12 protein-coding genes are annotated in these 12,581 nt (G+C 56.8%); 1 reads left to right on the plus strand and 11 read right to left on the minus strand.

The genetic code is table 11. The annotated features are described in order from the left end of the window. Window positions 1-77 precede the first annotated feature (77 nt). Genes L463_RS05390 through L463_RS05370 form a run of 5 tightly spaced genes read right to left on the minus strand, consistent with a single transcriptional unit; the run spans window position 78 to window position 5,303 of the window. Window positions 78-1,040 carry a Csu type fimbrial protein gene (locus L463_RS05390; RefSeq protein ID WP_017384412.1) on the minus strand — a complete coding sequence of 321 codons (963 nt, stop codon included), beginning with the start codon at window positions 1,038-1,040 and terminating at the stop codon, window positions 78-80. After that, the gene (locus tag L463_RS05385) at window positions 1,037-3,421 is read right to left on the minus strand and encodes a fimbria/pilus outer membrane usher protein (RefSeq protein ID WP_032673252.1); all 2,385 of its coding nucleotides are present in this window, start codon (window positions 3,419-3,421) and stop codon (window positions 1,037-1,039) included. Before L463_RS05385 ends, L463_RS05390 begins: the two co-directional genes overlap by 4 nt. Next, window positions 3,397-4,158, minus strand: a complete 762-nt coding sequence (locus L463_RS05380) for a fimbrial biogenesis chaperone (protein ID WP_015570266.1) — start codon at window positions 4,156-4,158, stop codon at window positions 3,397-3,399. Before L463_RS05380 ends, L463_RS05385 begins: the two co-directional genes overlap by 25 nt. Before the next feature lie 16 nt (window positions 4,159-4,174). After that, entirely contained in the window at window positions 4,175-4,723 is a 549-nt protein-coding gene (locus tag L463_RS05375) for a Csu type fimbrial protein (RefSeq protein ID WP_032103963.1), read from the minus strand. A 7-nt stretch (window positions 4,724-4,730) separates the two neighbouring features. Beyond that, complete coding sequence (locus L463_RS05370) at window positions 4,731-5,303, minus strand: Csu type fimbrial protein (RefSeq protein WP_017693232.1); 573 nt, start codon at window positions 5,301-5,303, stop codon at window positions 4,731-4,733. 427 nt (window positions 5,304-5,730) lie between these two features. Here L463_RS05370 and L463_RS05365 point away from each other — a divergent pair, with 427 nt between their 5' ends. Continuing rightward, the gene (locus tag L463_RS05365) at window positions 5,731-6,990 is read left to right on the plus strand and encodes a dicarboxylate/amino acid:cation symporter (RefSeq protein WP_017384415.1); all 1,260 of its coding nucleotides are present in this window, start codon (window positions 5,731-5,733) and stop codon (window positions 6,988-6,990) included. Window positions 6,991-7,086: 96 nt separating this feature from the next. Here L463_RS05365 and cheW read toward each other — a convergent pair whose 3' ends face one another. From cheW to flhD, 6 genes are all read right to left on the minus strand, one after another. Then, window positions 7,087-7,590 carry a chemotaxis protein CheW gene (gene cheW / locus L463_RS05360; protein WP_003859699.1) on the minus strand — a complete coding sequence of 168 codons (504 nt, stop codon included), beginning with the start codon at window positions 7,588-7,590 and terminating at the stop codon, window positions 7,087-7,089. A 19-nt stretch (window positions 7,591-7,609) separates the two neighbouring features. Next, the gene (gene cheA, locus L463_RS05355) at window positions 7,610-9,619 is read right to left on the minus strand and encodes a chemotaxis protein CheA (RefSeq protein ID WP_032673253.1); all 2,010 of its coding nucleotides are present in this window, start codon (window positions 9,617-9,619) and stop codon (window positions 7,610-7,612) included. A gap of 4 nt (window positions 9,620-9,623) precedes the next feature. Then, complete coding sequence (motB, locus tag L463_RS05350; protein WP_017693230.1) at window positions 9,624-10,553, minus strand: flagellar motor protein MotB; 930 nt, start codon at window positions 10,551-10,553, stop codon at window positions 9,624-9,626. Continuing rightward, the gene (gene motA / locus L463_RS05345) at window positions 10,550-11,437 is read right to left on the minus strand and encodes a flagellar motor stator protein MotA (RefSeq protein WP_003859696.1); all 888 of its coding nucleotides are present in this window, start codon (window positions 11,435-11,437) and stop codon (window positions 10,550-10,552) included. Before motA ends, motB begins: the two co-directional genes overlap by 4 nt. A gap of 123 nt (window positions 11,438-11,560) precedes the next feature. Continuing rightward, window positions 11,561-12,139, minus strand: coding sequence for a flagellar transcriptional regulator FlhC (gene flhC, locus L463_RS05340; RefSeq protein ID WP_003859695.1), 579 nt, complete (start codon window positions 12,137-12,139; stop codon window positions 11,561-11,563). 2 nt (window positions 12,140-12,141) lie between these two features. Beyond that, on the minus strand, window positions 12,142-12,492 hold the full coding sequence (flhD, locus tag L463_RS05335) for a flagellar transcriptional regulator FlhD (protein ID WP_003859693.1): 351 nt from the start codon (window positions 12,490-12,492) through the stop codon (window positions 12,142-12,144). Window positions 12,493-12,581 lie beyond the last annotated feature (89 nt).

The raw sequence follows: 12,581 nt of genomic DNA on the forward strand, positions 1-12,581 counted from the left end.
TTCTCATAGATTTATTAACGGTGTTATCGGCACAGGCCACAGGAACTTTACATTTGCGAAAGGGAAAAGCGCGGGAGTCAGAATGCGACGTCGACAATCAGCGTGTCGGTATAGGTTCCGGCAGGCGGCGTGGCCTGGCTGGTCAGAACTTTGGCGGTGTAGTTGTAGGTACGTAAAAGCCCGTCCGTACTGACCTGCGATGAGCTGGCGCTGGCCCAGCGCTCGCTGCCGCTGCTACCCCAGCGGTTGCTGGTCGCCTCTTTGTAGATGTCGTAACTCATGAAGTTGCTGCCGCTGACCATACGACGCACGTTGTTCAGGGCATTTGCCCCATTATTAATGCCTATGGTGTAGGTGCTGCCTTTGGTGCAGGTGACGGCAACCGACTGTGAAACGGTGGGAAAATTTTGCACCAGCGGCGCGCTGTTAAAATTCACGTCCGGCGTGGTCATGGTGCTGCAATCGTTGGTGACGGTCATGTTGAGGAGGATCGAGGTGGTTGCCGTACCGGTTTGCGGGGTCAGGCACGCTCCGACCGCGCCAACGGCGCACACGTTGTAGTTAATGCTGAACGTTAACAACACCTGATACGGCCCGGCGGTGACGTTCTGCCCCATTACGGTCCGGAAATAAAGGGGAATGTTGTAGCGCCTTGAACCCAGCAGCCCGAGCAGCGTGTTTCCGCTCCAGGTATAGGCTTTGCTGATTTGTATTTCACTGTTTCCGCCGCAGCCGGACGCCCCGCACAGCCGCGCAGGGATGACATCGGTAATAGCCGCGTTGTCCGTACGCTTCATGGTCGCCCGGCTATTCGCGAAGACGGATGCCGAGGTGTAATTCAGCGTCACCGAGTCGTTAGTTAACAGGTTGAGAACGGTATCGCAGGTCACCACCAGCGTGCCCGTCGTTTCCACTTCCCCGGTGCCGCTGAGTGCGAACGAGGTGACGCTGCCAAACGAGGCATTCACCGTACTGACGGTACAGGCCGCCCAGCTGCCGCCGGAGCACAGCAGCAGGAGCGCGATTAACAGGCGTCTCACGGCGCCTCCCGACAGGTCAGCGGACCGTAGGTTTGCAGCTTATGTTCAGGGTTTGCGCCAACGGTCAGCGTTGCCGTACAGCGTTTACCCTCCGGGGTGATGACCTCGAGCGGATTCACGTCGTTGAGGTTTTCCAGCCAGGCGAGGCCGTCGTAGCCGACAACCGCGCTGCTGCGGGACGCGCGTCTGACCTGGCTTCCTACCGGGATCGAATTGCCCTGCGCATCGTGCAGGATCACGCTGGCAACCCGCTCCTGCTCCATCGGGAAATCCACCAGATAACCGTTATGCCGACGAATCGCCACCCGACGCTCGGTCTCTTTCAGCCGGGTATCCGCGGGTAAGTTCAGGGTATCGATGCGGTAACTTGCCGGGTAATAGGCTGAAACGCCGCTCACCAGCAGATAACCTTTGTTATTGGTTTTACCGACCGGCTGGTTTTCGTAGCTGACGGGAACATCCGGATGTCCGTCGGTGCTGATCACCACAAACGCATCGTTGATTTTGTTCGCCGCAAACAGTTCACCGTCCATCAGCACGACAGAGCCCATCGCCTCGCCCCACCAGGTCATCATGCCCTTCTCACCGTAGCCGCCGCCCTGTAGCTCCACGTTGTTATTCCGCCAGCCGAGCGTGGCCTGCTGATAGTTACTCGACCGCGACTGGTTGGCCCAGGCCATGTTCCAGCTAAAGCCACCGTCTGAAGGCATCGAGTGGTTGTAGTTAATGCGTTGAGTGCTGCCTGCGTCAGGGGTGTTTTCAAAGGTGACGGCGGCGCTATCACGTTCGCCGAGGGGGACCTGCAACGACAGCGCAACCGTCCAGTCGCCCCGCTGCTGGTCACGGCTGGCAGCCAGATAAATACTGCTTGAGCCCCACAGATTACGGCTCCAGGAGAGGTTGAGCAGCTCAGTTTTCTGGCTGTCAAAACTCTCAACGCCGATCCACGCCGCGCCGATATTGCCGTATCCGCCGAGGTTAAAGGTTAAGGAATACTGGTCGGTATTGCGGCTCAGGCTGGCAACGGGGTTATCATTTTCATCATAAACGGTGGGCTGATCGTACAGGGCGAGATTGCCAAAACCACGATCACGTCGGGTATGCTGGGTCGCTACGCTAAACTCGCTGGTGTTGTATTGATAGCCCCAGTTTATCTGGCCGCCGCTATCGCCGCGCATGCGGCTTTGGGTCCACGAGGTATTTACCACGCCAAAACGCCCGAGCTTCAGTACCGTGCCCGCGCCGCCAAGCGCCAGCGACTCCGCCCCTTCCGCATGCCCCTCCAGCGTCAGCCAGTCGGTCACCCCGTAGCGGTACGATCCGCTGCCCGCCGCCGGGCCATAGTCAAAATTCTCAATACCGTAGTTACGCCGCAGGCTGCCCAGCGTCACGGCGCCGTCGCTTAACCCCTGCTTAAGCAGATCGCTGCTGACATAAAACGGCAGCGTGGTACTCACCTGACGACCCAGCGCATCAGTGGTAACCAGTACTGCATCGCCAGCACCGTTGATATACGGCAGATTGGTGAGGGTAAACGGCCCCGGCTGAAGGCGGGTGGAGCCGGAACGGTAGCCGTTAATAAAGAGATCGACCGAGGTCGGGACAGCCGCCTCGCCGGAAAACGCCGGCAGCGGCCAGGTCACCAGATCCGGACGCAGGGAGAAGTCGCGCCCGTAGCTGATCCCGCCCATGCGCACGCTGGTGCTCCAGCTCAGCGCATCGCTGATGACGTCCCCGGCGGACCAGGTGGTGGCATCCTCTTCGTTGGTGATCAGTAACGTAGAGTCATAACGCACGTACCCTTCCTGCTGCCCGCTGTTACCGGTGAAATTCTGCCGGGCGTAACCCGTCGATGAAAATGAATAATCCTCATTGAAATAGCGGAACTCGTGCCAGACCGATGCCTGACCGCCCGTGTGTTCGGAATGGTTGGTATAAACGTCGTAATTGAGCAGCGCGCCGCGGCCATAGTGCGGTTTGCTTTGCGTGCTCTGTTCGCTGAACGGCGTGATCCGCGCCGCGACCCAGTCCCGGGGGACCGTCAGCAACAGGCGCTGGGCCGTACTGTCGTACTCTGCGCGTACCGACGTAAGCGTCGAGAGATTCACCTCTCCGGCTGGCACATGCGCGGGCGGCAGCCCGGCGCGGAGCAAATCCGCGCCCGAAATAAACCAGGCGCCCTCACGCTGCGTCACCGGCACCACCAGACCCGTGTCATAGTGGTTCAGCACCAGGGCGAGCTGGAATACTGCTTCGCCGTTTATCGTCCGTGCATCCGGCGGCGGCGGTAAACTGTCGTCGCCGGTTTCGGCAAAGGCGCTGGTACTGACGCAAAGCAGGATCATCATCGCCGGTTTCAGTTGACGGGCGTCGATTGCCATTGCGTATCCCTGGCATTAATTTGCGCGCTCATCCGGTTCGGCTGATAAATCCCTGCCGGAAGCGGCCAGCTTCGGGTGCTGCCTGGCAGCACATAGCCCAGCAGCCCCTCCGCAACCGTGCGTTTTTGCCCGCCCTGCTCAACCGCAACCTGGCTGAGCCGGACGTGCACATCCCCCTGATTACGGACCTGAAGCGCGGGTTTCCCCCCTTCCTGAACGACCCGCCAGCTCAGCTGTTGAGTATTCGCCAGCGCGTGGTGCGCCCCTTCGTTGAGGGTGGGGATCCCCTGCCCATAAACAAATAAGGGAATGGAATAGCGCATTTGCAGTTTGAGGCCCATGGACGGTTCCGCTTTGGCATCCGGCTGGGGAATTTCATCCACAATAATGCGGTAGGCCTGCTCAACCCCCGACGGGATCGTCCCCTGCTTGATCAAGCGAATAAGCTGTTTACTGCCTTTGGCGATGGTCACGATCGGCGGGCTGGCGACCACATCCTGCTGGGCGGTGTAACGCTCATATCCTCCCTCCTGCTTCCAGCGCACAATACGCACCTGCATTGTCGTGGCGCTGTTGCCCTGATTCTGGATCCACAATTCAGTTGCTCTGGCCTCTGCCGAAAGCCACGGATCGATCGGCCACAAAAGAATGGTTGCCGCTGCCTGCGCCTGGCCCGCTGCCAGAGCCGTTGCCCCCAACAGACCCACCAGGCCTGATCGCCTGAAAAATGGCTTCATCGATGTTCTCCCTTTCCTACCATGACAAGGTCACGGTGAGTTGATCTGAATATGTTCCCGGCAGGCTAAACCCCGTCAGGAGCGCGACGCCAAAAAGAGGCAGCGCGATGTTATTGCTGTTGGTATAGGTAATCGGTATGGCCTGGTTAACCCCAATTTCGCTGTTCGCCGCCAGAGAGCTGCTGCTGTAAAGCCGGTAACCAACAACTTCGGTCCCACCTGAACGCGTCATCCGTCGCACCGAGCTGTAATTCTGGCCGCCGTCAATGCTCATGCTCAGCGCCACGCCCGGCGTGCAGGCGATGGACAACGCACCGTCGGCGACAAAGCTGGTGCTGACCGGCGTGTTGTCCACGCCGTTACGGGTTCCAAAATCCAGCGTCCCAAAGCGCCCGCCCGTGCCGGTACTCACCGAGCACCCTGGTACTACCGTCGCGCTCACCCTGAAGGACTGGGAGGTCACCGCCCCGGCGTCGCAGTTCATCATCAGCCCGACGATCAGGGCCAAAAAAGGGTGCACGACGCCCTCTGCGCTTTCGCGCAGACATAAACACAATGCCTTCATGGCTGAATCAGTAGGTGACGCTGACGTTAATCGTGTCGGTATAGGTTCCCGGTACAACCGTTACGCTATTGCCACCGCCCGTTATGCGTCCGTAGAGGGTATAGCTGTCCACCCCGCCCGCCGTGGAGGCAACGGGCAACGCGGCGTTGTTAGCGATCACGTTGTTGTACCCGCTGTCGCTATAGAGGCTGTATGCCACGCCCTGTGCCGCATTGGCGGTGTTCACCAGATAGCGGGCGGGTGTGCCGGGGGTGCCGACAACGGTTCCGGGTGCGGTCGCGTTGGTGTTGCCGGTGATCGCCACCGTGTAACTGGCAGTGGTACATTGAATGGTAAAGGTGTTTCCGCCGCTGGCCCCGGTTAACTGGGTTGTCAGGGTGGAGAATGTCGCAGGATGGGTCCCGAAATCGAGTGTCCCGAAGTTAATGCCGTTTTGCGTTGGCGAGCCGTTGATCAAACAACCGTTCGTCAGCGTCAGCGTCGCCCCGATAGTACCGCTACTAGTGACTGCCAGCGCCTGACCGACAGTCGCCGCCGTCAGCAGTGTACCCGCGCAGATAAAAAGAAGTGTTCTTTTCATTTACCACCCTCCAGAAGAAATAATGGTCCGCTTACCCTATTTTATTCATACTGTTCAGTATGTTAGCCCCGCTTAAACATTCCCCGGCGCGGTTACTGAGAATTTAGTTTATGGTTCACGCTTCAACCACTTTCAGCGAAGGTGAGACACCCGCCCTCCAATTAACAGACTATTAACAAACATTACAAAGAGTTAGCAAAATAAAACGGGCATTATTCTTGCTTAATTTGAGGATATATCGCCTGTAATGTGATCCGCATCACAATATATCGTCATTATAAAAACAACGAATTTCATAAAAATTAAAAACAAGTTGTAACTCACGCAGCTTTACTTCAATTTATGCCCCGAATATTTTCCTGCGCTTAAATAAAAATTTTGTATGCATTGACGCAGGAAACTCTTTTAGCGCATAGAGGATCTTTTTGTGGCAAGTGCAAACAAACTCACGCTCTTCATCGTGATTTTCATGCTGGCGGGTATTCTTTCAGGTGCGGCGATCCATGAGTATGCTTCGCCCGACGCGATACAGGCCTGGTCGGAGAACATTACGCTGCTGACCGATATTTTCCTGCGGCTGATTAAGATGGTGATTGCCCCGCTGGTGTTCAGCACCCTGACGGTGGGCATTATGAAGCTGGGTGAAACGTCGACGATTGGGCGCGTCGGGGGTAAAGCGATGGTGTGGTTTATCAGCTCATCCGTGCTTTCCATTCTGGTGGGGCTGTTTATTGTTACCCTTGAACAACCCGGCAGCGGTCTGAACCTGAGCATTCCGACAGAGACGGTTGATACCGGCCTGGCCGTTAGCGGGATGTCGCTGAAAGCCTTCCTGTCACACACTATTCCAACCAGCATTGCCGGCGCGATGGCGAACAATGAGATCCTGCAAATTGTGGTCTTCTCGATGTTCTTCGGCATCGGCGGCGCGTCATTAGGTCAAAAATTCAACGCCCCGCTGGTGGCGGCGCTGGATGTGGTCTCCCACATTATGCTGAAAGTGACGGGCTATGTGATGTACGTTGCGCCGCTGGCCATTTTTGCCGCGATTTCGTCCGTGATTGCCACTCAGGGTCTGGGCATTTTGCTGAACTATGCCTCGTTCATTGGCGGTTACTATGTGGCGATCCTTCTGACCTGTCTGGTATTGCTGGCGGTAGGTTACATGGTACTGAAAAAAGAGATTTTCCGTCTGGTGGCGATGCTGAAAGATCCGGTGCTGGTCGCGTTTACCACCAGCAGCTCAGAAGCGGCATACCCGAAAACGCTGGAGCAGTTAGCGCGCTTCGGCTGTTCACGTAATATCGCCTCTTTCGTCCTGCCGATCGGCTACTCGTTTAATCTGGTCGGCTCCATGGTATACTGCTCGTTCGCCTCGATGTTTATCGCCCAGGCATACAACATTCACCTGAGTTTCACCGAGGTGACGGTGCTAATGTTAACGTTGATGCTGGCCTCGAAAGGGATTGCGGGCGTACCGCGCTCGTCGCTGGTGGTGCTGGCGGCAACTATTCCGAGCTTTAACATTCCGGTGGCCGGGATCCTGCTGCTGATGGGGATTGACCATTTCCTGGATATGGGACGATCGGCCATTAACGTGCTGGGGAACGGGATTGCGACGGCGATGCTGTCGCAGAATGAAGGGGCGCGGGAAGCGGAATCAGCGCTGGTGGAGCAGGAGGCGTAAGGTTACAAAAGAGCCGGGTGGCGCTGACGCTTACCCGGCCTACGTGTTCGAGCCATTTGTAGGCCGGGTAAGGCGAAGCCGCCACCCGGCTTTATTTTATGCCACGTGATTCGCCGCAATATCCAGCAGCGCCATCTCTTCGCTGTTCAGCAGCTTCTCAATATTCACCAGAATCAGCATACGCTCGCCGAGCGCACCCAGCCCCGTCAGGTATTCCGTCGACAGCGTGACCGCAAACTCCGGCGCAGGACGGATTTGATCGGCGGTCAGCGACAGCACATCAGACACGCCATCCACCACGATCCCCACCACGCGCTGCCCCAGATTCAGGACGATCACCACCGTGTTATCGTTGTACTCCACATCGCCCTGGCTAAACTTCACGCGCAGGTCCACGATAGGCACAATCACACCGCGCAGGTTGGTCACACCCTTGATAAACGCTGGCGTGTTCGCAATGCGCGTTACCTGGTCGTAACCGCGAATTTCCTGCACTTTCAGGATGTCGATACCGTACTCTTCATCCCCTAAAGTGAAAACCAGGAATTCCTGTCCAGATGGCTCGCCCGCCAGTTTCGTTACGTTACTCATACCGGTCATGTTATTACCTTTTACTTAATCAGGCGGCTGTGTTCGCCACACGTTGTTCACGATTTAATCCCTGAAGTGCCGATACATCGACGATCAGCGCGACGCTACCATCACCCAGGATGGTGGCAGCAGAGATCCCCGGCACTTTGCGGTAGTTACTTTCCAGGTTCTTAACCACCACCTGATGCTGACCAATCAGCTGATCGACCAGCAGCGCGTAGCGGCGTCCGGCGCTTTGCAGGATCACAACGATACCCTGCGTGGCCTCGGTTTTTGCCCCGTCCACTTCAAACACTTTCCACAGTTCCACCAGCGGCAGGTACTCGCCGCGCACTTCGAGCACGCGCTCGCCGCCCGCCAGCGGATGCAGATCTTCTTCACGCGGCTGGAGGGACTCCATCACCGCGTTCAGCGGCAGAATAAAGACTTCGTCCGCCACTTTAACGGACATGCCGTCAAGAATGGCCAGCGTCAGCGGCAACAGGATACGAATCGTGGTGCCCGCGCCCTGCTTAGACTGGATCTCAACGTGACCGCCCATCTCCTGAATGTTACGTTTCACCACGTCCATGCCCACGCCGCGGCCGGAAACGTCGGTGACCTGCTCTGCGGTTGAGAAGCCCGGGGCAAAAATCAGCATGCCCACCTCTTCGTCGGTCATGTTTTCGTTAACCGCCATTCCCTGCGAAATCGCCTTCGCCAGAATGCGCTCGCGGTTCAGGCCGGCGCCATCATCGGTCACTTCGATGCAGATGTTGCCGCCCTGATGTTCCGCTGACAGGATCAGGTTGCCCACGGGCGATTTTCCAGCTGCTACGCGGTTTTCCGGCAGCTCGATGCCGTGGTCGAGGCTGTTACGCACCAGGTGCGTTAACGGATCGATAATGCGTTCAATCAGGCTCTTGTCCAGCTCGGTGGAGCTGCCCATCAGCGTGAGTTCGATCTGTTTGTTGAGCTTGCCGGCCAGGTCGCGCACCAGGCGCGGGAAGCGGCTGAAGACATATTCCATCGGCATCATGCGGATGGACATCACCGATTCCTGCAAATCGCGGGCGTTACGTTGTAACTGGCCCATGCTGGTGATGAGATCGCCATGGGTCACCGGGTCCAGCTCGTTGGAGCGCTGGGCCAGCATCGACTGGGTGATGACCAGTTCACCCACCAGGTTGATCAGCTGATCCACTTTCTCCACCGCCACGCGAATGCTCGTGGACTCGCTGGAACGCGTCGCTGGTTTTTCACCGCGGGCCGGAGCGGCCGTCTCTTTTGGCACGGCTTTCAGGGCCGGGGCAGCGGCAACTACCGCAGGGGTATTCTCTGCCGGAGCAGGCGCTTCAACGGCCGCCGCCTCGGTTTCAAACGCAATCTGATCCGCTTCAATCACGAAGCAGAGCACCGCCACGATGTCATCCTGGCCGATCCCGCCGTCGAGCGTCGCGGCCAGGCTGTCTTTGCCCTTCACCACGTTGCTGAGCGTCGCCAGGTTCCCCAGCTCCTCTTCCAGCAGGTTGACCTCGTTCTCCTTCAGACGTGACAGCACCACGCGCAGTTTTCCTGCGGGCGCGTCAGGCGCCGTATCGGGTTCGGCCACGGCGTCAACAACGCTCAGTTTTGCCGCAGGGACAGCGGGCGCAGACGCCTCACCTTTGGCTTCCAGCGCTAACTGACGCAGCGCGTTGCAGATGTATTCAAAGCTGGCGGCATCAGGCTCTGCCGAACTTTTATAGGCGTCGAGCTGTTCCTGCATAATATCTTTCGTTTCCAAAAACAGGTTGATAATGTCGGTATTGAGCTGCATCTCACCGCGTCGTGCTTCATCCAGCAGGTTTTCCATTAAATGGGTGGTTTCCTGCAAAATGGTAAATCCAAACGTTCCGGCACCGCCTTTAATGGAATGCGCCGCACGGAAGATGGCATTGAGCTGTTCTGAGTCCGGTGCCTCGGGCACCAGATCCAGCAAATGTTGCTCCATATCGGCCAACAATTCGTCGGCTTCATCAAAAAATGTCTGGTAAAAATCGGTAATATCCATGCTCACGCTATCACCTCGGATTGGCTGGTGGCGATGTTGGAACGGCAGCCGAAGGGACGGCCCCAGGCTGTTTTAAATCGTCCAGTGACTCATTCTGACTTTCGGCGTTTTCATGCAGGATGGCCTGCTCCGCCTGCTGGTTCAGCACTAAAAGACTGATACGACGGTTGATGGCGTCATCCGGTCCGCGGTCGGTAAGGCGCATGGTTGCAGCCATGCCGACCACGCGCAGGACCTTGCCATCATCAAGCCCACCCGCCACCAGCTCGCGACGCGAGGCGTTGGCGCGATCGGCAGAAAGCTCCCAGTTGCTGTATCCTTTCTCTCCCGTGGCGTACGGGAAATCATCCGTGTGTCCGGACAGGCTAATGCGGTTTGGAATACCGTTCAGCACCGGTGCAATCGCACGCAGAATATCGCGCATGTAGGGCTCCACGTCGGCGCTGCCGGTTTTAAACATCGGCCGGTTCTGGCTGTCGATGATCTGAATACGCAGCCCTTCCTGTACCAGGTCAATTTTCAGATGCGGACGCAGCGCGCGCAGCTTAGGGTCTGCTTCAATCAGCTGATCCAGGTCACCGCGCAGTTTTTTCAGACGCGCCTGCTCCATCTTTTTTTTCAGCTCGTCGATGTTAGGCTGTTTTTTCACTTCACCCTGCTGCTGGGTGTAATCGTCACCGCCGCCGGGGATCGGGCTGTCGCTGTTAGAAATGCGCGGCCCGCCGGTAACCGCCGTCGCCAGCGGCGTTCTGAAATATTCCGCAATCTGAATAAGCTCTTTCGGGCTGGAGATGGAGATTAGCCACATCACCAGAAAGAAGGCCATCATGGCGGTCATAAAGTCGGCGTACGCGATCTTCCAGGAGCCGTGAGAACCGTGCCCGTGCCCCTTATGCTTGCGCTTTTTTACGATGACGATCGGATGGGACTGGTTTTTCATGCGTCCTCAGTTGTCGTCTGTTGGTTAGGGTTTTTCACCGCGCGCACGTGCTCTTCCAGTTCGATAAACGACGGACGTTCGCTGGAGTAAAGCGTCTTACGACCAAATTCGACGGCAATCGGTGGCGCATAGCCGTTGAGGTTTGAGAGCAGCGTAATTTTCACGCACTGCATCATTTTGGTGGTTTCGGCGCTCTTCTGGCGCAGCACGCTCGCCAGCGGGGAGATAAAGCCGTAGGCCAGTAAAATACCGAGGAACGTCCCCACCATCGCGTGGGCAATCAGCGCCCCCAGTTCAGCCGCCGGGCGATCCGCCGAGGCCAGGGCATGAACGACGCCCATGACCGCCGCCACGATGCCGAACGCCGGAAGCGAGTCGCCCACCAGCGCCAGGCTGTTGGCCGGTACTTCGGATTCGCTCTCGTGGGTTTCGATCTCTTCGTCCATCAGGGCTTCAATTTCGAAGGTGTTCATGTTGCCGCTGATGATCAGTCGCAGGTAATCGACGATAAAATCGAGCATCATCGCGTCGGCCAGAATACGCGGGTAGCTGGCGAAAATTTCGCTCTCTTTCGGGTTTTCGATGTCCCGCTCCAGCGAGAACATCCCCTGCTGACGTGACTTCGCCATCAGGCGATAGAGCAGCGCCAGCAGATCCATATACATGCTTTTGGTGTATTTCGAGCGACGAAACAGCAGCGGAATCGCCTTCAGCGTGCCCTTGATCGATTTGCCGTTGTTACCAACGATAAAAGCCCCTACCCCTGCACCGCCGATGATGACAAGTTCAGCCGGTTGATAGAGTGCTCCAAGGTGCCCGCCGGTCATCATGTAACCGCCGAAAACTGTACCGAGAACTACCAGGTAACCTAATAAGATAAGCACGACATCATCCTTCCGCTAGTGACTATGGCAGGACGTTCATTTCGAGCGCATGACCTGAACGCAGGGTAAAAAAAAGCAGCGGTAATCGCTTACCGCTGCTGGAATCTTGCCCACAGGTTCGGGTTAAACAGCGTGTTCGATCTGTTCATCCAGCAGTTGTGGAATAATATCGGCAGCATCCCGGGAAAGTTTACGTCTTTTTACGGCTCGGGATGGAGGCTGGCACAAACTACAGGCGAAGCTGCCCGCAGGCTGGTGCGCGTGGGTAATGAAATTGCCGTCACAGCAGTTGCAGCGGGACAATTCAAGCATTCCGCTTTCAACAAAACGCACCAGCGTCCAGGCGCGGGTCAGCGCCAGCAGGGGTCCCTCTTCCTGCTGCGGGCATTGCTCAAGGTAAAGTTTGTAGGCTTTGATCACGGCATCAACGCCGCTGCATAAGCCCGTTTTAAGCAGGTACTGCCAGGCGTTACAGAACATGGAAGCATGGATGTTCTGCTCCCAGGTCATGAACCAGTCAGTCGAAAACGGCAGCATGCCTTTTGGCGGCGGGCTACCACGCAATTCTTTGTACAGCTTGATCAGACGACCACGGCTCAGCTGCGTCTCGCTTTCCAGCATTTGTAAACGCGCACCGAGCGTGATGAGTTCCATCGCCAGCTGGATATCACGGGCTTCCTGAACAATGCTTTTTTCGCTCATTGTTAAGCCCTTTTCTTCCGGGCTACGTCATCAGGCTGGCTGATTTCGTTGAGCAGGCGGGTGGAGAGAAGAATACCGGTGTGGATCTGTTGCAGATCGTCCACGCGGGATTCCTGAGTCAGACGCGTAATGGTCTGCGGGTTATCAAAACGGAACTGGCAGACAAGTTGATTGGTTTCAGCCAGCTTGACCATTTGCGGGAGGGTTAATCCACCCAGCATGGTTGCCATCTCTTCGTTAACACCCAGACGAAACATCGCTGACGGTTTGTCCTGACTAATCAAACGCTGCGCGAGCAATAAATACGACAAATTGATGTCATAAATATGTTTTAGCAACTCGGATGTATGCATTTTTCCCATCCCGAATAACCAACTATTATTTTTATGCGGAAAGACCGCACCCCGTGATGTCGCCGGGAAATCACCCGGTATAAAAAGAA

Origin of the sequence: Enterobacter sp. BIDMC 27, from assembly GCF_000534415.1 — a bacterium.
Classification (GTDB): domain Bacteria; phylum Pseudomonadota; class Gammaproteobacteria; order Enterobacterales; family Enterobacteriaceae; genus Enterobacter; species Enterobacter hormaechei_C.